This window comes from Rhizobium rosettiformans, from assembly GCF_016806065.1.
GTDB lineage: Bacteria > Pseudomonadota > Alphaproteobacteria > Rhizobiales > Rhizobiaceae > Allorhizobium.
Genome location: NZ_CP032405.1, coordinates 2,741,435 through 2,759,150 on the forward strand (window position 1 = coordinate 2,741,435; position 17,716 = coordinate 2,759,150).

A 17,716-nucleotide genomic window follows, 5' to 3' on the forward strand; every position below is an offset into this window, starting at 1 on the left:
CCGTTTAAGGCGGCCGGTTTCGATGCCTTCATCTCCGTCGAGAAACCTGTCATCCGCGACCTCGATCGCGATCCGGGTCGACCGGGATCGCGCTTTCGGTCATGGTCGGAGCAGTCTCACCTGGCCTCCATGATCGAAACATCCGCATGCTGCTCGTCCCGCTCTCCTTTCTCGTCGCCCTGTTCCTTGCCGTCTTCCTCGTCCGCCTGCTCGGTGAAGGCCGCGAAAGCTGGCGCCGCAACGGCCTCTTCCTTGCGCTGCTGGCGCTTTACGTTGTCCAGAGCTTGCTGGTCGGGTTGCGCTGGGGATATGGGGTGATGGCCGTGCTGCCGGCCTTGCCGGTCATGGCAAGCCTCGTGCCGGCGCTCTCCTTCCTCGCCTTCCGCGATCTGACCCGTGAAGAACCGGGGCTCTCGGCCGCCGACTGGCCGCATCTTCTCCCGATGCTGGCGACGCTAGTTCTGCTGATGGTCGGCCGGGCGCCGGTCGATCTCGTCATCATCGCAAACTTCCTCGGTTATGGTCTGTCGCTGCTCTGGCTCGCCCGCCTTGGTCCTGATGGGCTCATCGCCGCCCGCCTCGATGGCTCGCTGCGTTCCTTCCGCGCACTGATGCTGACCGGCATTGCCCTGATTGCCTCGGCCCTGACGGATGTCGCGATCAGTCTCGACATGCTCTGGTCCGGCGGCCGCTATTCGCCCATGGTCGTCTCGGCCGCCACAACGCTCATACTGCTCCTCCTCGGCATCGGCGCCGTCACCGCCGGCCAGGAAGAGGCGGGCGAGGGGGCTGATGCGGCTGCCGATCGGACGAGCGCTCTTGAGCCTCGCGCCATGTCCGGCCGCGACCGGCCGTCGGCCCCGCTCATGGATGCGGCGAACACCTCGGCCCCAGTCCTTGCCTCTCCCACACCGGCGAAGGCCGCGACGGAAGATCACCGCCAGATCGCAACCGCGCTTGATGACCTGATGCGGGAGAAACGCCTCTGGGCGGACCCGGATCTCAACCTCGCCCGCCTCGCGCGCCGCCTCGGCCTGCCCGCCCGCGCTGTCTCGGAAGCGGTCAACCGCGTCCACGCCATCAGCGTTTCGCATTACGTCAACAACCACCGCATATCAGAGGCCTGCCGCCTGCTTAACGACACCGACATGCCCGTCACCCGCATCCTCTTCGAGGCGGGCTTCATGACTAAATCCAACTTCAACCGCGAATTCCTGCGTGTGACCGGCGAAAGCCCAAGCGACTGGCGACGCGCACAAAACCCTGGACTGGCAAAGACCTGCTAGCGAGGATATACTCAGATCCTTGAAGGGATATGCTGCCATGCCGCTCTACATCAAGGATCCCGAGGTGGACCAACTCACCAACGAATTGATCGGCCTCACCCGGACGACCAAGGTGGAGGCGGTCAGGGATGCGCTGAAGGACGCCATTGCAAACCGGAAGGCGAAGCTGTCGATCCGAGATCGCCTTGCCACCACACTTGCCATGGCCGACGCAGCCGGCCCCTTCCATCCCGGTGATCACAAGCGGGAATCCGACGAGATGTGGGGCGAAGAAGACTGATGATCTTCATCGACGCCTCCGTCGCCGTCGCGATCATCACCCGGGAGGATGATGCCGATGCGCTGATGGATCGATTGGAGAAAGAAGGCGGGCCGTTTTATGTTTCAGCAGTCATGAAACTCGAGACGAGCCTATCTGTCGCGCGCCGACTGGCGGGTCCGGGCAATCCTGCGACCGCCGACATGGTCGCCACGGCCAGGCGACTTGTCGACCAGTTCATTACCGATCTGGAGGCCCGTGATGTTCCCATTGCGGACGACGTTGCCAATTACGCTCTGGATGCCGCCCAGCGGTTCGGCAAGATCGTGAACCATGCAGCCCGCCTCAACATGGGCGACTGCTTCGCTCACGCCTGCGCGACAGCAAGCCAGACAAGGGTCGCCTACAAGGGCGACGATTTCCTTCATACGGATATCGGCTGGTAGGCACGCACCGCCGCTCTCCACCTCCCCCTTGAGAGGGGAGGTCGCCGCGAAGCGGCGGGTGGGGGTGACCATGGCCTCGAGTTCGATCTTGTCGATAAGCGCTGACGTCTCCACGTCACTCCACCCCGGAGCTGCGCTCCGACCCTCCCCCTCGAGGGGAGGGTGATCCATCACCGCGAATAGGCCGTGATCACCTCGATAAAGGCGTCGCCGTAACGCTCCAGCTTCGATTGCCCGATGCCGGAAATCGACAGCATCTCGTCCTCGTCCATCGGCCGTTCAGTGGCGAGTGCAACCAGCGTCGTGTCGGGGAAGATGACGTATGGCGGTACGGATTGCTCGCGGGCGAGCTCCATGCGCTTGGCGCGCAGGGCCTCGAACAGTTCCTGATCCGCCTGATCGAGCCCGGCCTTTGCCTGTGCCGTGCGCGAGGACTGGCCGCGCGCTGCCTTGCCCGTCGTCGGCCGGTCCTTGCGGAAGCGCACATCGACCTCGCGCTTGAAGACGGCGCGTGCGCTTTCCTCCAGCGTCAGCGCACCGTAAGCCGTGTGATCGACGCGAATGTATCCGGCGGCAAGCAGCTGGCGATAGACCGATTGCCAGGTCTTTGCGGGTAAATCCTTGCCCGCCCCGAAGACCGGCATGTCCGTATGACCGAAACGGATCGTCTTGTCGTTTTCGTTGCCCATGAGCACGTCGATCAGATGCCCGGTGCCGAAGCGCTCTCCGGTGCGGTAGATGGCGGCCAGCGCCTTGATCGCGGCCTCGGCGCCGTCCCAGGTCTCGACTGGCTTCAGACAGGTGTCGCAATTGCCGCATTGGCCCGCATGGCTCTCGCCGAAATGCTTGAGAATTGCCTGGCGCCGGCAGCCGGGCGTTTCGCAGATGGCCAAGAGCGCATTGAGCTTGGCGCGCTCCACCCGCTTGATGTCGTCGGCAGCTCCGCCCTCGTCGATCATCCGTCCGCGCTGGATGACATCGGCCATGCCATAGGCCATCCAGACTTCGGACGGCAGACCGTCACGCCCCGCGCGGCCCGTCTCCTGATAATAGGCCTCTACCGAGCCCGGCAGGTCGAGATGCGCGACGTAACGCACATTCGGCTTGTCGATGCCCATCCCGAAGGCAACCGTGGCGACCAGGCAGAGGTCTTCCTCTTTGAGAAAAGCGTCCTGGTTGGCGTCTCGAATCGCCCGGTCCATGCCGGCATGATAGGGCAGCGCCCTTATCCCCTGGTCGTCCAGCCAGCTGGCGATCTCCTCGACCTTGGCGCGCGACAGGCAGTAGACGATACCGCTCGATCCCTTGTGGCGCGACAGGAAGCGCAAAAGCTGCTGGCGCGGCTGGTCACGCTCGACGATCTCATAGGCAATGTTCGGGCGGTCGAAGGAGGTGGTGAAGACTTGTGCATCGTCCAGCCGCAGCCTTGCAATGATGTCTTCCCGCGTATGCGGATCGGCGGTTGCCGTCAGCGCCAGCCGCGGCACGCCGGGGAAGAGATCGGCAAGCTTGCCGAGCTCGCGATATTCCGGCCGGAAATCATGCCCCCATTGAGAAACGCAATGGGCCTCGTCGATGGCAAAGAGCGCGATCTCCACACCTTGCATCATCTCGATGAAGCCTGGGGTCGCCGTCCGCTCCGGTGTCACATAGAGAAAGTCGAGCTCGCCGCGATCGAGCGCCCGGCGGATCTCGACATATTCCTCGCGGCTGAGCGTCGAGTTGAGCGCCGCCGCCCTGACGCCGAGGCCTTTCAACGCCTCAACTTGGTCGCGCATCAGGGCAATCAGCGGCGAAACGACCACGCCGACGCCTGGCCGGCAGAGCGCGGGCACCTGGAAACAGAGCGATTTTCCCGCCCCCGTCGGAAACAGCACCACGGCATCGCCGCCGGACACGACATGCGAAACCACCTCCGCCTGGCGCCCGCGAAACGCGGAATAGCCATAGACACGCTTCAGGACGGAAAGCGGACCGTCCAGGGCAGGGTGCGAGAAGAGCGGATCGGTGAGGGACTGAGTCGGCATGATCAGAGGGTTTAGCCGAGAGGCCGGGGGATGGCCATGGCAAAGCAGTTCGATACGCAGCCTTTGCCGACCGCATCCCAAGAGTCTTGCCGCCCCGCGAGGAACCCCGGAGCGGCAATACGGATCAAGGCTCAGGCGACTTCGTTTGCCACCGGCAGATGTAGGACGTTGTCGGCGGCCACAGGTTTCTGAATCAGCCAGGTATCCCGCTCGCCCGTAAAGAACAGCTGGATGTCATTCACCTTGCAAAACAGATCGACGTCATGCTTGACGGCCGGGAACATCATGTAGTCATCGCCGATGATGATACCACCCGGCGGCAGCAGGTCGTAATAGAGCGACAATTCCATGAAGGTCTCGCCGCACTCATGCGCCGAATCGAGATAGACGAAGTCAATCTCGTAATTCAGCACTTTCAGCGCCCGGGCGGCAACGATCGATGATACGCGGAAGGGGATGACCGTCTCTGTCAGGCCGCTGTTGAACATCGCATTCATGAAATACTTGAAGATAACGGGGTCACCGTCCATCTTGCGCATCGTGCCGGCGAAGTTGCCGAGCAGCCACATGTTGATATCGCCGCACCAGGTATCGACGCACATCAGCGCTCCGCCGTGCTCACGCATCCACGCACCGATGATCGATGCGCTGCTGCCGATGAAACTTCCGACTTCGATGCCGAACGTCGGCTTGCGGCCGAGCTGCGCCTCGATCGCGCCGAGAGTCTTTTCTCCTATATGGGCCTTGTAGGGCATCGGTGCCGGAAGCAGTTCCGGCTTGTAGGCGTGATAGGGATTGTCACATCCGAACAGCCTGTTGCAGACATCCTTAAAGGACGGCTTGATCCGTGGCAGATGGTTGGTGTTGATGAACCGGGTGAGTTGCGGATCCGCGATGGTCTTGGCGGAAAACCAGGTCTTCAGGACAGTCTCATCGATATGGTCGCTGTAATTGCTCATGTGCCTCTCCAGGGTAAGACTTGCGTGCCAAGCGGCTTTCCCAGCGGCGATGAGCAAATGGGTGCAGGGTTTGCGCACGAAATCGCAATGACTATTTCGCCTTATCCTTGTGTGAGCCTCGCGTCCGATGGGTTGACGTTCGGATTCACGATCACCTGTGAACAAGGCCTGGATACACTTGCGTCCAACGATAAGGCCTGATCCTCATGAGGTTCCTCCCGCCACGCCCCAAGGTTGTCAGTCTCCTATGCACTTTCCTTTGAAACTCTATCTCGCCGGCCCCGAAGTCTTCCTCCCCAATGCCCGCGCCGTGCTGGACGAAAAGGCTGCAATGACGCGCGCCTACGGCTTCGAACCGATCTGCCCCGGCGACCTCACCATTCCGCCGGCACCGACAAAACGTCAGTTCGGGCTCAATATTTCGGAGATCGACGAGAGCTTCATGAACCGGGCGGATGGCGTGATCGCCAACCTGACCCCCTTCCGCGGCATCGCCGCCGATCCCGGAACCGTCTTCGAGCTCGGCTATATGTGCGGCGCCGGCAAGATCGTCGCCTGCTACACCAATGTCGCAGAGACCCACTACCAGCGCACACTCGCCTGGTATGACGGCCAACTGAGCCGGGACGCCGAAGGCCGCATGCGCGGGCCGGATGGTCACTCGCTTGAAGATTTCGACATGATCGAAAACCTGATGCTGCATGGCGGCGTCGTGCGCCGCGGCGGCCCGGTGGCCGTCCATGCCGCCGATCCGGCGCGGCTCTATACGGATCTCACGGCCTTCGAGCAGTGCCTGAAGGCGCTGTCAGAAAGAGTCTGAAATCAAGTATTTGCCCGGGCAGGCTGAGGTCCTGCAAACAGTCGCCGCATCCACTTCCAGGTCATGTCCAAAGGGCACAAGGCTGCAGAGCCGACCCTCCCCGATGCGGGGAGGGTGGTTGCCCGCGTCAGGCTTTCTTGGCTGCCGGCTTCGCGGTCGGGTCTTCAAACCGGATGCCGCAGTTGTTCTTGATCGACGCGCCCTCGATCGCCTTCATCTCGCCCTTCAGTCGCGCAACCTCCGCCGCCGAGGCGCCATCGCCCTTGGCGAAGAACAGTGCCGGCCAGAAGAGGACGAGGCCGACCCCGACGGCGACAGCATCATTGTCGGCCTTCTTCTGCTGCACGCCACTTGCAGCAATGGCGCGGGCCGAAACGGCGGTTGCCTCTTCGCGCAGTCGGTCGCAGGACAGGCTTTCATAGAGCATCGGCGAGACATAGGCCGCTTCGATGTCCTGCGGCTTGCTGGCGCAGGATGAAAGCATGGCGGCGAGACCGAGAACGGTCGCGAGTTTGATATGCATGATAGACCCCCAGGTTGTTAACTGGATTGGGGTTCCATCAACGCGTTTGCCGGTCAAATGCAAAAATTGCAACTGGAGCTTTAGGCCTGGGATTTCCACAGCCAAGAAAGGCAGCGTCGTGCGCCAGTCGGTCTGTCGGCCGATGTGGCGGACAGTTACGGCAAGGCGCAACCGATCACGGGGCAGTGTTTGCGCGGCAGCGATGCCGTCGCCTCAGCTTCGCCTCCGGCGAACCTGACGGCCGTAAAGCCGATGACCGTGGCGACGGCAGCGACGCCGAGAAGGAGGATGATCTTTGTCTTCAAGCAGGTCTCGCTCGGGCTATTTTCGGCCGCGCGAAAGCGGCTCTGCCGGACTGGAAGCCGCCCGGCCGTTCGGCCAGGCGCGTCTTCCGGCGCTGGTCTTGCCCATCACTCGATCGGCGTGAACACCATGGAATGGCCGTTGATGCAGTAGCGCAGCCCCGTCGGCTTAGGGCCGTCGGGAAAGACATGTCCCAGATGACCGCCGCAATTGGCGCAGCGGATTTCCGTGCGCACCATGCCGAAGGCGGTGTCACGGTGTTCGGTCACGGCATCCGCCTTCACCGGCTCGAAATAGCTCGGCCAGCCGCAGCCTGCGTCGAACTTGGTGTCGGAGACGAAGAGCGGCTCGTCGCAGGCCGCACAACGGTAGAGGCCCTTTTCGAAATTGTCCCAGTAAGGCCCGGTAAAGGCGCGCTCGGTGCCGTGTTCGCGCAGGATCCGGTATTGCTCCGGCGTCAGCTGGTCGCGCCATTCGGCATCCGACTTGACGATCTTCGGGGCGGTCGTGGAAGCGGTCATGATGATCTCCTTGGCCAGAGGCGGGGCAGGGCGAAGCCTCGCAGGTGTTGCTCTATAGATAGGGAGGCAGAGCCTGAGCGGCAATTGTCTGCCCGGTGCTTTGCTCGATCGGAGCCCCGTTGCCCTCACGACAAACTGAACTGCATCACTCCAATCTCACAGAATCGTGGGTTGACGCGTCCGTGAAGGGGCAAAGTTCCGTTTTCGCTTGAGACAAAGGTTGGCTTGTCCTAACACGTGCCACCTTGTATCGACTGATGGTCGAGCGCTGATCGTTGCCCACGGGGAGATGGAATGCCTGAGATGACGAGCGACATGACTTGGGTCGCCATGCTGTTGCCGTTTGCCGCCGCCGTTCTGGCGCCGTGGATCGTCTCCCGTCTCGGTGCAAACGGCGCCTGGGTCCTGGCATTGGCGCCGGCGCTCGCCTTTGCCCATTTCGCCGGCTTCTTGCCCGAGATCGCCAACGGCGAGCGGGTAACCGGCGGTTATGCCTGGGTGCCGAGCCTGAACCTCTCCTTCTCCTGGTTCATCGATGGCCTGTCGCTCACTTTCGCGCTTCTGATCACCGGCATCGGCACGCTGATCGTGCTCTATGCCGGTGGCTACATGAAGGGCCATCCGCAGCAGGGCCGTTTCATCGGCTTCATCCTGCTCTTCATGGGCGCAATGCTCGGCCTCGTCGTCTCCGACAGCTTCCTGATGCTCTTCGTCTTCTGGGAGCTGACCTCGATCACCTCCTTCCTGCTGATCGGCTTCGATCACACGCGTGAGGCCTCGCGCCGTGCGGCCTTGCAGGCGCTGGTCGTCACCGGCGGTGGTGGCCTGATCCTCTTGGCCGGCATGATCTTCATCTGGAACATCACCGGCGTCAGCCAGCTGTCGCTTCTGCTCTCGACCGGCGACGCGCTGCGCGAAAGTCCCTTCTATCTCGCGGCGCTCCTGCTCGTGCTCGGCGGCGCCTTCACCAAGTCGGCGCAGTTCCCGTTCCACTTCTGGCTGCCCAATGCCATGGAAGCGCCGACCCCGGTCTCCGCCTATCTGCATTCGGCCACCATGGTGAAGGCCGGCGTCTATCTCTTGATGCGCTTGAACCCGGTCATGGGCGAAACGCCCGCCTGGGAAATCCTGCTGCCCTTCTTCGGCGGCATCACGCTGATCGTCGGCTCGGTGCTCGCCGTCCGCCAGACGGATCTGAAGCTGATGCTCGCTTATACGACGGTGGCCTCGCTTGGCCTGCTCGTCATGCTGACCGGCTTCGACACCGAACATGCGGTCGAAGCGGCGGTGCTCTATCTCGTCGCCCATTCGCTGTTCAAGGGCGCGCTCTTCATGGTCGCCGGCGCCATCGACCATGAAGCCGGCACCCGTGACATCACGCGGCTGGGGGGGCTTGGCAAACTGATGCCGATCACCTTTACCGCCGCCATTCTCTCAGGCGTTTCCATGGCCGGCCTGCCGCCGCTCTTCGGCTTCCTCGCCAAGGAAGAGATCTACTATGCGCTGGCCGGATCCGACCCGCGCGCCATCCTCTTCACGGCCGTTGCCGTCATCGGCAATGCGCTGATGTTCGTCATCGCCTTCGCAGTTGGCCTGAAACCCTTCATCGGCAAGGAAGGCCCGACGCCGAAACATGCCCATGAGGGTCCTGTGCTCCTTTGGATCGGCCCGCTGACGCTCGCCATACTCTCGCTTCTCGGCGCGCTCTTCTCCGGTCTTGCCCATCGTTTCATTTCGTCACCCATGGCAAGCGCCGTCGATGGCGAGGCGCAGACCGTGACCATCGGACTGATCCCGTCGCTCGGTGCAGCACTTGCGCTCTCCGTGCTGACGGTCCTGATCGGCCTTGTGCTCTATCTCGGGATTGAGCGTCTGAGAGCCGCCGTCGATCGTCTCGTCACGGGTCTTGGGATCAGCCCCGATCGCGGCTTCGACCACTTCATCGCAGGCCTCGTCCGTTTCTCCACGTCAGTCACGCGCCTCGTCCAGAACGGACGGCTTGAGACCTACATCACGCTTTCCTTCGTCTTCATCGCGGCCGTGCTTCTGGTCACGCCGATCGTCTTCAACGAACTCCCGCGAGACCTGGTCCTGCCGCGCGACGTCGATCTGCATGAGATGGCAATCCTGGTGATCGCGGTCATCGGCGTGATTGCCGTTCTGACCGCCAAGGATCGCCTGACCGCCATCGTCTGCCTCGGCATCCAGGGCTTTGCGGTCGCCGTCATCTTCCTCCTCTATGGCGCACCCGATCTCTCCTTCACCCAGTTCATGGTCGAAACACTCTCGGTCATCATTCTGGCGCTGGTCATGACCCGGCTCAGGCTCTCGCTCTCCGACCATCGCCCGATGGCAGCGCGCCTGTTCGATGGTTCGCTGGCAATTGCCTGCGGTCTCGGCTTCGGCCTGATGCTGGCAGCCTCGACATCGGGTCCCTTCGATGGTTCGCTCTCGGCCTTCTTTGCCGAGCACTCCAAGATCATTGCCCACGGCGCCAATGTCGTGAACGTCATCATCGTCGACTTCCGCGGCGTCGATACGCTGGGTGAAATCGCCGTCGTGATGATCACTGGCCTTTCCATTCTGGCCTTGATCCGCATCCGGGTCGGTGGCGCGCCGGCAGCACCGGCCATGGCGCCGCCCGGCGCCTCCGCCGAGGGGATACGTCCCAGCAAGACCAAAGGTGGCAAGCGCTCATGAACACTCTGATCTTCCGCACCTTCGCACCCTTCCTGACGGCGCTGATGCTGGTCTTCTCGATCTTCGTCCTGCTGCGCGGCCACAATGAGCCCGGCGGTGGTTTCATCGGCGGGCTGATCGGCGCTGCTGCCTTTGCGATGTACGGCATCGCTTTCGGCGTTCAGGCCGTGCGCCGCGCCATGGTTTTTCATCCGATGTCGATCGCCGGCTTCGGCCTGCTGATCGCCGCCTTGTCCGGCCTCATCTCTGCGCCGCTCGGCTACCCCTTCATGACCGGTGTCTGGATCTATCCGAGCCTCTTCGGTGTCGAAGTGCCGCTCGCGACCGTGATTTCCTTCGACATCGGCGTCTATCTTGTGGTCGTCGGCACCTTCGCCTCGATCGCGCTTGCACTCGAAGAAAGGGATGACGGCTGATGGAAGTCATCTTCTCGCTCGTCGTCGGTATCTTCTTTGCCGCCGCCGTTTATCTGATGCTGTCGAGAAAGATCGTCCGCATTCTGCTCGGACTCGTCTTGCTCGGCAATGCCGTCAACATGCTGCTCTTCACCGCCGGTCGCCTGACCCCGTCCATCCCGCCGATCATTCCGGGTGGCGTCGACGTGCTGCCGGCCGGTACCGCCAATCCGCTGCCGCAGGCGCTCATCCTGACGGCGATCGTCATTTCCTTCTCCTTCTTCTGCTTCCTGCTGGTGTTGAGCTATCGCGCCTATCAGGACCTCGGCACCGACGACACGGGTGAAATGCGTGTCGCCGAGCCGATGGACGAGCCGCTGCCGCCGAGCGGCTACTGAGCGGGAGACACGAGGACCACATGGCTGCCCCCACAACGACCCCTGCCGACTACGCCGCCGCCTATGTCATGGAGCCGATGACGGCTGCCGACTGGCTCGCGGTCACGCCCATGGCGCTCTGCATCGTCTTCGGTGCGATCCTGATGATGATCCGCCACCGCACCCACTGGCATCCGCCGGTGGCACTGACGGGACTGGCGCTGCTCGTCCTCAACAATGCATTGCTGCTTGCCAAGGTCATGGCCGATGGCCCCCTGACCATGATGATGGGCCGCTGGCTGCCGCCCTTCGGCATCGCGATCACCGTCGACCTTGCCGGTGCGCTCCTCGCACTGTCCGCGGCCATCGTCGCTTTCTGCGGCGCGCTCTACGCCCATGTCGAGATCAACAACAGTGGCCGCCGCTATGGCTTCTACCCGCTTTTGATGTTGCTGATGGCCGGTGTCTCCGGTGCCTTCCTGACCGGCGACATCTTCAACCTCTATGTCTGGTTCGAGGTTCTGCTGATCTCCTCCTTCGGCCTCCTGATCCTCGGATCCGAGCGCGAGCAGATCGATGGTGCGCTGAAGTATGCCGTCCTCAACCTGATGGCGACGACGCTCTTCCTCATCGGCGTGTCCTATGTCTATGCCATCTTCGGCACGCTCAACATGGCCGACATCGCGACGAAGGTCCCGCAATATGCCGAGACCGCGCCACTGATGACGCTGACGGCGCTGTTCATCCTGGCCTTCTCGATGAAGGCTGCGGCCTTCCCGGTGAATTTCTGGCTGCCGGCCTCCTATCACACGCCGCGCGTCGTCGTATCGGCGCTGTTCGCCGGCCTTCTGACCAAGGTCGGTGTCTACGCGCTGTTCCGCGTCGTGGTCATGCTCTTCCCCGTCGAGCGTGAGGCGCTCAGCCTCGTCATCGCGATCGTCGCGGCTCTGACCATGATCTTCGGCGCGATCGGCGCGCTCGCCCAGAATGATATCCGCCGCTTCCTCGGCTTCGTGGTCATTGCCGGTATCGGCAACATGATGGCGGGCGTCGCGATCGGCGGCGACATGGCGGTGGGTGCTGCGATCTTCTATGCGCTGCACTCCATCCTCCTGATGACGGCGCTCTATCTGGTCGCCGGTGAGATCGGCCGCATCGGCGGCAGCTACCGCCTCGATCGCGTGGCCGGCCTCTGGACGGCAGCGCCCGCCTTCGCCGCGATCACCCTTGCGCTCTTCTTCGCCGCAAGCGGCCTTCCGCCTTTCTCCGGCTTCTGGCCGAAGGCGCTTCTGGTCAAGGCTTCGATCGATATCGGCGCCTGGTGGCTGGCCGCGTCCGTGCTCGTCTCCGGTTTCCTGACGACGATCGCCTTTGGTCGCGTCTTCCTCTTCTCCTTCTGGCGCCCGGTCGCCGTCGAAGGCAGTGCGCAGGCAACGGCTGCCCCCACATCGTCGGGCGCGCTGCGCTGGCGCATGACGCCGATCGTCATCCTGACCGCTTTCGTGGTCTGGTTCGGCCTCTTCCCGGACAGCCTGATCGTTGTCACGCAGCAGGCGGCCGCCGGTCTCTCCGATCCCACCGCCTATATCCGCTCCGTCTTTCCTGAAGGAGTTGCCCGATGAGCCTTTATGCACTCAGCATCCTGATGGCGGTGATCTGGGCCACCGTCTCCGGCAGCTTCACAGTCCCCAATCTGATCTTCGGCTTCGTCATCTCGCTGCTCACGCTCTACCTTCTGCGTGAGCGTTTCGTCGGCCGCGACTACACGAGCCGCTTCCGCCGCGTCCTGGCGCTGGTGATGCTCTTTCTCGTCGAACTCGCCAAGTCCGCCTGGCGTGTCGCCACACTCGTGCTCCAGCCGAAGATGGACCTGAAGCCCGGCATCTTCGCTTATCCGCTGACCGTCAAGAGCGATTGGGAGATCTCCTTGCTCGCCAATCTCATCACGCTCACCCCGGGCACGCTCTCCGTTGACGTTTCCGAGGACCGCTCGACGCTCTACATCCACGCGATTGACTGCTCCGACGTGGAGGCCGCCCGCCGTGACATCGCCGAGGGCTTCGAGAAGAAGATCATGGAGGCATTTGCCTGATGACCCCTGAACTCATCGTCGAATACGCATCCGTCGCCGCCATCGTCATCCTCGTGATCGCCCTGTTGATGACCGTCTACCGCGTCGTCGTCGGTCCGACCCTGCCGGACCGCGTCATCGCCCTCGACATGCTGGTCGGCATCGTCATCGGCTTCATCGCCGTAATTGCGCTCAGAACAAGCTATACGCTCTATATCGATATCGCGATCGCGCTCGGCCTCGTCGGCTTCCTCGCGACCGTCGCCTTCGCCCGCTTCATCCTGGCCCGCGGCTATGTCGGGGAAGGGGAGCAGGTCGAGGCGGGCCCGTCGTCGAAGAAACCGACCGGCAAGTCGGGTTCGGGAAAGTCGGGCAAACCGGTCAAGGCAAGCAAACCGGCCGCACCGCTCGGCAAGGAGGCCAAATGATCTCGCTTCTCGCAGCCATCGCCATTGCCGTTCTGACCATCGGCGGCGCGCTCTTCTCCCTGATCGCCGCAATCGGCCTCAATCGCCTGCCGGATCTCTATACCCGCATGCATTCCGCCTCGAAGGCGGGCACGGTCGGCTCCGGCCTGTTGCTGCTCGCCGTTGGCCTGCATGCAGGCGATGTGGCGACGTTCGGCCGTGCCGTGGCCGGCATCATCTTCTTTGTTCTGACGGCCCCGATTTCCGCCCATCTGCTTGCCCGCGCGGCTCACAAGGTCGGCTACAAGCTGTCATCCGCATCAGTACGTGACGATATGATGTCATAATGAAACGACTGATATTCCCGGTTGAGTAAGCGTCTCTATTGAAATCCTAGCTATCTTGCTCAATGCAAAATGCGTGATCGGCGAATAGAAAAGTTTTATACCCGTCAAATCTAGTAGAAATATCAGGTGGACATTTGCAGCAGGGGTGTTAATTCACTCTTGAGAGCGCTGATCTGTTGCGTTCGCGGTAACTAGGCGAAGTGAACTGCCAGCTATTGGCAATGTCGAACACCTGATCTTCGCTGAATTCTGCGTGGCATTACGCCGGACGGTTTGGGGCCGGTCCGGCAAATTGGTGATCTTCGTGGGGGTGTCTTAGCCTTCCCCGTCCGGTTGGATCGGGAAGACGGTAAAACTATTGTCTGCAGGGGCGGCGGCCTCTCCGGAATCTGAACAGGAGAATTGAATGACTGAAACCCAGCAGGGTCCAAGCCAGCAGTTGCTGGTCGAACTGACCGCTGACATCGTCTCTGCCTATGTCAGCAATCACGTCGTCCAGGTCAGCGACCTGACCAACCTGATTGCCGATGTGCATATGGCCCTGAACAACACCGCTTCGCCGACTCCGGCCCCCGTGGTCGTCGAAAAGCCGAAGCCGCCGGTTCCGATCCGCAAGTCGATCGAGGATGATTATCTGATCTGCCTCGAAGACGGCCAGAAGTTCAAGTCGCTGAAGCGACACCTGATGACCCATTACAACATGACCCCGGAAGAATACCGCGAGAAGTGGGGCCTGCCGGCCGACTATCCGATGGTTGCCCCGGCCTATGCCGAAGCGCGCTCGCGCCTCGCAAAGGAAATGGGCCTCGGCCAGCGCCGCAAGCGCGCCAAGTAAGCCTTTTCTGGTTTCTCGCGATGCGAGGAAGATCAGGCCGGTCCCGCGACCGGCCTTTTTTGCGTTCATAGATAGGAAAAAGATCCTTCTCCGTTTGCCGGCGACCACACTCGCCGCGCTGATAGTGACCTTTCGGGGCACCGAGAGATGGTCCTGATTCCCCTAAAATCATGGGGTTCACATTCTCTCCGGCTCTGGTAACTTGGATAGGAATAAAATCCTTTATCGGAGTGCGCCATGATCACTGACGACCCCATCAGCCCGCCACCCCCGATCCTTCCCGCCGCACCATCGGTTGAATGGCAGCCCACAGCCGAGGCGGATGATCTTTCCGAGCGTCCCCTGACGCCCGAGCGACGGCTGCTCTGCATGATCGTCCGGCAGTTGACCGAGGAATTGCTGCGCGCCACAGGCCTCGAGCATGATCAGGAGCCTGGCCGCCGGGCGACGAGCCATGTCCGCCAGGTGGCAATGTATGTCTGCCACGTCGTCTATTCGATGCCGATGGGGGAGGTGGCCCAGGCCTTCGGCCGTGATCGCACCACGGTTGGCCATGCCTGCCGCATGGTCGAGGACCGCCGCGACGACCGCGCCTACGACACCTTTGTCGCGATCGTCGAGCGCATGGCAAGTGCAGTCCATCTCATCGCCGGCAAGCGCATCTGAAGGAGACGGCAGGTCATGACCCGCAGCGAACGAAAACAGATCCGCCAGATCCTACGCCGGGCGCTGACCGGCCCCCTGGAACTGCCCCCGCATGACGCCAACCATCAGGCGGCCTTGTCACCGGCCGAGACTGCGCCCGAGCTCCTCGCCCGCCTGATGGCCGATGGCCTGCTTCGCCACACGCCAGGCGGTCTTGCAGCCACCGCCGAGACCGCCGCCTGGCTTCGCCGCGATCTCTGCGACCTGCCCGAGGAGGCCCATGCCGCCCAGCACCGCACGGTCGAGGCCGTGACGCTGGAGATGCCTCAGGGTCGCCAGGCCGTGCGCCGCAATCTGCAGGAATCGCCGCTTTTTCCCCTGCTGCGCCTGAAGGAAAAGGACGGACGCCCGTTTCTGTCGGAAGAGGCTGTTGCCGCGGGCGAGCGGCTGGCCGCCGATTTCGACTTCGCCGGCCTGCAGCCGCGCATCACCGCGAGCTGGGAGCCTCGCCTGTCGACCCGCAACAAGGGCGCACCCCCGCCGGGAGTTGACTTCACCGATGCGACGCTCTCGGCCCGCGACCGCGTCAATCGTGCCGTCGAGGCCATAGGGCCGGAGCTGTCAGGCGTGGCGCTCGATGTCTGCTGTTTCGGCAAGGGTCTGGAAACGGTCGAACACGAGCGCCAATGGCCGGCCCGTTCCGCCAAGCTGATGCTGCGTACCGCCTTGCTGTCGCTCGCCCGCCACTACGCCCCGCCACCCGTCCGGTCCCGCACCCGCCACTGGGGCGACGACGGATTTCGGCCGGACATCGGCTGAGGGGGCCGTTCACACCAGCCGACGCGCCGCCTCTTCGCGGATCCGCTGGATCATCGAACGCAAGCCGTTGGCGCGCTGCGCCGTGAGGTGTTCGAGAAGGCCGAGTTGCTTGAAGAGGTCGAGCGCATCGAAGCTGACCACCTCCGATGCCTTCTTGCCGGAATAGGCTGAAAGCACGATCGCAACGAGACCGCGCACGATGAAGGCGTCGCTGTCGCCGCGAAAGGTCATGTCCGGATCGGCGCCATCGTTGGATGTGACCGAGAGCCAGACCTGGCTTGCGCAGCCCTGCACCTTGTTTTCGGCGGTCTTCTCGCTGTCCGGCAGATCCGGCAGCGCCTTGCCGAGCTCGATTACGTAGCGCATCCGGTCCTCCCAATCATCCAGGAAGCCGAAGTCGTCGATCATCTCGTTCAAATTAGCCATGCTGCCCACCCGCTCGTTACGTCGGACCCATATAGTTGAGACCGACAAGCTTTTGAACTGGCTGCGGCAATGAAAGCTTTTGAGTGAGGGCGGTTGGGAGCAACGTCGTCACATGTCGTCGCTGGTGTCCGCGTCGTCGATATCGGGCATGGGCTGCTGCATGCGACCATGTCGAATGGTGACGATGTCCACGGTTTCGTCATCGGCGCGGTAGTCGATGAGATAGTTGTCCACCACAAGCGTGCGAAATCCGGCGATCTGCAGCCCGTGCAGCGTGTTGCCCGCTTCCGGGAAATCCTGCAGCAGGCTGCGCGCCCGCTTCATGGCAAGAGCAAACGTGCGTGCCGCAGCCGGGCTGCGGTCCTTCAGGTAAGCGCTTTCCTGGCGGATGTAATCGGCGGCCTTGTGCGAAAGCCGAATGGTTTTCATGCCACCTTGCCGGCGATGATACGGTCCATCTCGGCAAGCACGGCGTCGAAATCTTCGTGCTCTCCGGCGTCGATCTCTGCGCGTCCTTCGATGGCCGCAAGCACGTCGGCCCCCTCGCTGAGGAGATATCCCTTCATGGCGCGCAGAATGATATAGCTGCGCGAGCGTTCGGTCGCCTCCGCAATTCTGTCGATGTCCCGGAGGACTTCGATCGGAATACGAAGGGTGACGGATTCGGTCGATTTGCTTGTCGCCATCGCGCTCTCCTCTCGAGTGCAAGACAATGTAAGACAATTTCCCTCAGCCCTCAATGCTGGCCATAGCCCGGAAAAAAGAAAAGCCGCGCAGCTTGCGCCACGCGGCCCGGCAAATGCCGAATTCAGTCAGGGACAGGCAGACAGGCATCCGGTCTATGGCAGAACCGGCTGCAAGGCGGGGAGGGGCGGCTGTCCGCCCCGGAATTTGTCAGATGACCGCGTAAGCTTTGGTCATGCGCCTCAAGCTCTCAGGGCTTCGGCGGCTGGTAGGGTTTCGGCAGATGCCTCGGCCGTTCCGCCGGTGTCACCGTACCGGTGATGACGGGCGCATCGGTCTCGGCACTGACGAGCCGCGGTGTCTCGACCTGAGGCCTGATAATCTCGACGGCGCCACTCTTCGGCGCCTGGATCTCGTCGGCGACGACGGCCGTGCCCTCGTCGGTAAACTGCTGGTCGAGCAGCTGATAGGCGACGAGCGCCCCTTCGCGGGCCCGCTGACCGAGCGCCTGGAAGGTTGCCTTGCCCTTCTCGCAGACCTCGGGCTTCTCGACGCAGAGCGAGGTGACATACTCATAAGCACCGCTTGCGGCGGTGATGGCGGCACCCATGTCGAAGCTGGCGCCATCCTTTTCCTCTGCAGGCGGTGCCGCGAGGAAGGACAGCGCGACAAGCGTCGCGGTGCAATAGAAAGTTCCCTTGATCAGAAACCACATTGTCTTCACCAAATCCCTGTTGCCGGTCTTTGCCGGAACGGTCCGGGTTTCTCCCCGAACTCGTGAATTCCACCCTAGGTTTGATTCGCCAAAATCGATTTGCGAAAGACGGTCGGTTTTGATGCGAATTCGACTAAAATTTGAGTGATCT

23 protein-coding genes are annotated in these 17,716 nt (G+C 62.5%); 14 read left to right on the forward strand and 9 right to left on the reverse strand.

The features are described 5' to 3' along the window. The first annotated feature begins 146 nt into the window (after positions 1 to 146). From D4A92_RS13290 to D4A92_RS13300, 3 genes are read left to right on the forward strand one after another with little or no spacing between them, the layout of a single operon-like run. Positions 147 to 1,286 carry a helix-turn-helix domain-containing protein gene (locus D4A92_RS13290; RefSeq protein ID WP_246753943.1) on the forward strand — a complete coding sequence of 380 codons (1,140 nt, stop codon included), beginning with the start codon at positions 147 to 149 and terminating at the stop codon, positions 1,284 to 1,286. A 37-nt stretch (positions 1,287 to 1,323) separates the two neighbouring features. Continuing rightward, positions 1,324 to 1,566, forward strand: a complete 243-nt coding sequence (locus tag D4A92_RS13295) for a type II toxin-antitoxin system VapB family antitoxin (RefSeq protein WP_203013908.1) — start codon at positions 1,324 to 1,326, stop codon at positions 1,564 to 1,566. Next, a complete protein-coding gene (locus D4A92_RS13300) occupies positions 1,566 to 1,991 on the forward strand; it encodes a type II toxin-antitoxin system VapC family toxin (protein WP_203013911.1) in 426 nt (141 codons plus the stop codon). Before D4A92_RS13295 ends, D4A92_RS13300 begins: the two co-directional genes overlap by 1 nt. A 170-nt stretch (positions 1,992 to 2,161) precedes the next feature. On the opposite strand, the gene recQ is transcribed toward D4A92_RS13300, so the two are convergent. Together recQ and D4A92_RS13310 are read right to left on the reverse strand one after the other, a co-directional pair. Then, positions 2,162 to 4,018 (reverse strand): DNA helicase RecQ, encoded by a 1,857-nt coding sequence (gene recQ / locus D4A92_RS13305; protein ID WP_203013913.1) that lies wholly within the window; start codon positions 4,016 to 4,018, stop codon positions 2,162 to 2,164. Between the two features lie 131 nt (positions 4,019 to 4,149). Next, positions 4,150 to 4,977, reverse strand: coding sequence for a class I SAM-dependent methyltransferase (locus D4A92_RS13310; protein ID WP_203013916.1), 828 nt, complete (start codon positions 4,975 to 4,977; stop codon positions 4,150 to 4,152). Positions 4,978 to 5,224: 247 nt separating this feature from the next. Between D4A92_RS13310 and D4A92_RS13315 the strand changes: the two genes are divergently transcribed. After that, positions 5,225 to 5,797 carry a nucleoside 2-deoxyribosyltransferase gene (locus D4A92_RS13315; RefSeq protein ID WP_203013919.1) on the forward strand — a complete coding sequence of 191 codons (573 nt, stop codon included), beginning with the start codon at positions 5,225 to 5,227 and terminating at the stop codon, positions 5,795 to 5,797. A 127-nt stretch (positions 5,798 to 5,924) separates the two neighbouring features. Here the strand turns inward: D4A92_RS13315 and D4A92_RS13320 are convergent, their stop codons facing one another. The 3 genes from D4A92_RS13320 to msrB all read right to left on the reverse strand — a co-directional run bounded on the left by D4A92_RS13320 (position 5,925) and on the right by msrB (position 7,144). Further along, positions 5,925 to 6,320 (reverse strand): hypothetical protein, encoded by a 396-nt coding sequence (locus D4A92_RS13320; protein ID WP_203013922.1) that lies wholly within the window; start codon positions 6,318 to 6,320, stop codon positions 5,925 to 5,927. Between the two features lie 155 nt (positions 6,321 to 6,475). After that, positions 6,476 to 6,625, reverse strand: a complete 150-nt coding sequence (locus D4A92_RS13325; protein WP_203013924.1) for a hypothetical protein — start codon at positions 6,623 to 6,625, stop codon at positions 6,476 to 6,478. A 105-nt stretch (positions 6,626 to 6,730) separates the two neighbouring features. Continuing rightward, positions 6,731 to 7,144, reverse strand: a complete 414-nt coding sequence (gene msrB, locus D4A92_RS13330; RefSeq protein ID WP_203013927.1) for a peptide-methionine (R)-S-oxide reductase MsrB — start codon at positions 7,142 to 7,144, stop codon at positions 6,731 to 6,733. 303 nt (positions 7,145 to 7,447) lie between these two features. On the opposite strand from msrB, the gene D4A92_RS13335 reads away from it, so the two are divergent. From D4A92_RS13335 to D4A92_RS13380, 10 genes are all read left to right on the forward strand, one after another. Beyond that, a complete protein-coding gene (locus D4A92_RS13335) occupies positions 7,448 to 9,844 on the forward strand; it encodes a putative monovalent cation/H+ antiporter subunit A (protein WP_203019957.1) in 2,397 nt (798 codons plus the stop codon). Continuing rightward, positions 9,841 to 10,260, forward strand: coding sequence for a Na+/H+ antiporter subunit B (locus D4A92_RS13340; protein WP_006727213.1), 420 nt, complete (start codon positions 9,841 to 9,843; stop codon positions 10,258 to 10,260). The genes D4A92_RS13335 and D4A92_RS13340 overlap by 4 nt, the downstream gene beginning before the upstream one ends. Further along, positions 10,260 to 10,637 (forward strand): Na+/H+ antiporter subunit C, encoded by a 378-nt coding sequence (locus tag D4A92_RS13345; protein WP_203013930.1) that lies wholly within the window; start codon positions 10,260 to 10,262, stop codon positions 10,635 to 10,637. Before D4A92_RS13340 ends, D4A92_RS13345 begins: the two co-directional genes overlap by 1 nt. 20 nt (positions 10,638 to 10,657) lie before the next feature. Continuing rightward, positions 10,658 to 12,238 carry a Na+/H+ antiporter subunit D gene (locus D4A92_RS13350; RefSeq protein WP_203013933.1) on the forward strand — a complete coding sequence of 527 codons (1,581 nt, stop codon included), beginning with the start codon at positions 10,658 to 10,660 and terminating at the stop codon, positions 12,236 to 12,238. Continuing rightward, positions 12,235 to 12,708 carry a Na+/H+ antiporter subunit E gene (locus tag D4A92_RS13355; RefSeq protein WP_203013936.1) on the forward strand — a complete coding sequence of 158 codons (474 nt, stop codon included), beginning with the start codon at positions 12,235 to 12,237 and terminating at the stop codon, positions 12,706 to 12,708. Before D4A92_RS13350 ends, D4A92_RS13355 begins: the two co-directional genes overlap by 4 nt. Further along, a complete protein-coding gene (locus D4A92_RS13360) occupies positions 12,708 to 13,115 on the forward strand; it encodes a cation:proton antiporter (RefSeq protein ID WP_203013939.1) in 408 nt (135 codons plus the stop codon). Before D4A92_RS13355 ends, D4A92_RS13360 begins: the two co-directional genes overlap by 1 nt. After that, positions 13,112 to 13,441 carry a monovalent cation/H(+) antiporter subunit G gene (mnhG, locus tag D4A92_RS13365; protein ID WP_203013944.1) on the forward strand — a complete coding sequence of 110 codons (330 nt, stop codon included), beginning with the start codon at positions 13,112 to 13,114 and terminating at the stop codon, positions 13,439 to 13,441. Before D4A92_RS13360 ends, mnhG begins: the two co-directional genes overlap by 4 nt. Positions 13,442 to 13,847: 406 nt before the next feature. After that, positions 13,848 to 14,276 (forward strand): MucR family transcriptional regulator, encoded by a 429-nt coding sequence (locus tag D4A92_RS13370; RefSeq protein WP_203013947.1) that lies wholly within the window; start codon positions 13,848 to 13,850, stop codon positions 14,274 to 14,276. A 237-nt stretch (positions 14,277 to 14,513) separates the two neighbouring features. Beyond that, positions 14,514 to 14,942, forward strand: a complete 429-nt coding sequence (locus tag D4A92_RS13375; RefSeq protein ID WP_203013949.1) for a helix-turn-helix domain-containing protein — start codon at positions 14,514 to 14,516, stop codon at positions 14,940 to 14,942. 15 nt (positions 14,943 to 14,957) lie between these two features. Then, positions 14,958 to 15,740, forward strand: a complete 783-nt coding sequence (locus tag D4A92_RS13380; protein WP_203013952.1) for a DUF6456 domain-containing protein — start codon at positions 14,958 to 14,960, stop codon at positions 15,738 to 15,740. Positions 15,741 to 15,749: 9 nt separating this feature from the next. Here D4A92_RS13380 and D4A92_RS13385 read toward each other — a convergent pair whose 3' ends face one another. The 4 genes from D4A92_RS13385 to D4A92_RS13400 all read right to left on the reverse strand — a co-directional run bounded on the left by D4A92_RS13385 (position 15,750) and on the right by D4A92_RS13400 (position 17,565). Beyond that, a complete protein-coding gene (locus tag D4A92_RS13385) occupies positions 15,750 to 16,166 on the reverse strand; it encodes a SufE family protein (RefSeq protein WP_203013955.1) in 417 nt (138 codons plus the stop codon). A gap of 108 nt (positions 16,167 to 16,274) precedes the next feature. Next, positions 16,275 to 16,595 (reverse strand): type II toxin-antitoxin system RelE/ParE family toxin, encoded by a 321-nt coding sequence (locus D4A92_RS13390; RefSeq protein WP_203013958.1) that lies wholly within the window; start codon positions 16,593 to 16,595, stop codon positions 16,275 to 16,277. Then, positions 16,592 to 16,852 carry a CopG family ribbon-helix-helix protein gene (locus D4A92_RS13395; RefSeq protein WP_203013961.1) on the reverse strand — a complete coding sequence of 87 codons (261 nt, stop codon included), beginning with the start codon at positions 16,850 to 16,852 and terminating at the stop codon, positions 16,592 to 16,594. The genes D4A92_RS13390 and D4A92_RS13395 overlap by 4 nt, the downstream gene beginning before the upstream one ends. Positions 16,853 to 17,100: 248 nt before the next feature. Further along, positions 17,101 to 17,565: a DUF5330 domain-containing protein gene (locus D4A92_RS13400; protein WP_203013964.1), complete on the reverse strand. Its 465-nt coding sequence runs from the start codon at positions 17,563 to 17,565 to the stop codon at positions 17,101 to 17,103. Positions 17,566 to 17,716 lie beyond the last annotated feature (151 nt).

What these genes read in the sequence shown, in the direction of transcription:
- D4A92_RS13300 (WP_203013911.1), top strand. Translation starts at nt 1,566, where the DNA reads ATGATCTTCATCGACGCCTCCGTCGCCGTCGCGATCATCACCCGGGAG.
- mnhG (WP_203013944.1), top strand. Translation starts at nt 13,112, where the DNA reads ATGATCTCGCTTCTCGCAGCCATCGCCATTGCCGTTCTGACCATCGGC.
- D4A92_RS13290 (WP_246753943.1), top strand. Translation starts at nt 147, where the DNA reads ATGCTGCTCGTCCCGCTCTCCTTTCTCGTCGCCCTGTTCCTTGCCGTC.
- recQ (WP_203013913.1), bottom strand. Translation starts at nt 4,018, where the DNA reads ATGCCGACTCAGTCCCTCACCGATCCGCTCTTCTCGCACCCTGCCCTG.
- D4A92_RS13320 (WP_203013922.1), bottom strand. Translation starts at nt 6,320, where the DNA reads ATGCATATCAAACTCGCGACCGTTCTCGGTCTCGCCGCCATGCTTTCA.
- D4A92_RS13385 (WP_203013955.1), bottom strand. Translation starts at nt 16,166, where the DNA reads ATGGCTAATTTGAACGAGATGATCGACGACTTCGGCTTCCTGGATGAT.
- D4A92_RS13345 (WP_203013930.1), top strand. Translation starts at nt 10,260, where the DNA reads ATGGAAGTCATCTTCTCGCTCGTCGTCGGTATCTTCTTTGCCGCCGCC.
- D4A92_RS13350 (WP_203013933.1), top strand. Translation starts at nt 10,658, where the DNA reads ATGGCTGCCCCCACAACGACCCCTGCCGACTACGCCGCCGCCTATGTC.
- D4A92_RS13390 (WP_203013958.1), bottom strand. Translation starts at nt 16,595, where the DNA reads ATGAAAACCATTCGGCTTTCGCACAAGGCCGCCGATTACATCCGCCAG.
- D4A92_RS13340 (WP_006727213.1), top strand. Translation starts at nt 9,841, where the DNA reads ATGAACACTCTGATCTTCCGCACCTTCGCACCCTTCCTGACGGCGCTG.
- D4A92_RS13375 (WP_203013949.1), top strand. Translation starts at nt 14,514, where the DNA reads ATGATCACTGACGACCCCATCAGCCCGCCACCCCCGATCCTTCCCGCC.
- msrB (WP_203013927.1), bottom strand. Translation starts at nt 7,144, where the DNA reads ATGACCGCTTCCACGACCGCCCCGAAGATCGTCAAGTCGGATGCCGAA.
- D4A92_RS13370 (WP_203013947.1), top strand. Translation starts at nt 13,848, where the DNA reads ATGACTGAAACCCAGCAGGGTCCAAGCCAGCAGTTGCTGGTCGAACTG.
- D4A92_RS13395 (WP_203013961.1), bottom strand. Translation starts at nt 16,852, where the DNA reads ATGGCGACAAGCAAATCGACCGAATCCGTCACCCTTCGTATTCCGATC.
- D4A92_RS13310 (WP_203013916.1), bottom strand. Translation starts at nt 4,977, where the DNA reads ATGAGCAATTACAGCGACCATATCGATGAGACTGTCCTGAAGACCTGG.
- D4A92_RS13400 (WP_203013964.1), bottom strand. Translation starts at nt 17,565, where the DNA reads ATGTGGTTTCTGATCAAGGGAACTTTCTATTGCACCGCGACGCTTGTC.
- D4A92_RS13335 (WP_203019957.1), top strand. Translation starts at nt 7,448, where the DNA reads ATGACGAGCGACATGACTTGGGTCGCCATGCTGTTGCCGTTTGCCGCC.
- D4A92_RS13380 (WP_203013952.1), top strand. Translation starts at nt 14,958, where the DNA reads ATGACCCGCAGCGAACGAAAACAGATCCGCCAGATCCTACGCCGGGCG.
- D4A92_RS13315 (WP_203013919.1), top strand. Translation starts at nt 5,225, where the DNA reads ATGCACTTTCCTTTGAAACTCTATCTCGCCGGCCCCGAAGTCTTCCTC.
- D4A92_RS13355 (WP_203013936.1), top strand. Translation starts at nt 12,235, where the DNA reads ATGAGCCTTTATGCACTCAGCATCCTGATGGCGGTGATCTGGGCCACC.
- D4A92_RS13360 (WP_203013939.1), top strand. Translation starts at nt 12,708, where the DNA reads ATGACCCCTGAACTCATCGTCGAATACGCATCCGTCGCCGCCATCGTC.
- D4A92_RS13295 (WP_203013908.1), top strand. Translation starts at nt 1,324, where the DNA reads ATGCCGCTCTACATCAAGGATCCCGAGGTGGACCAACTCACCAACGAA.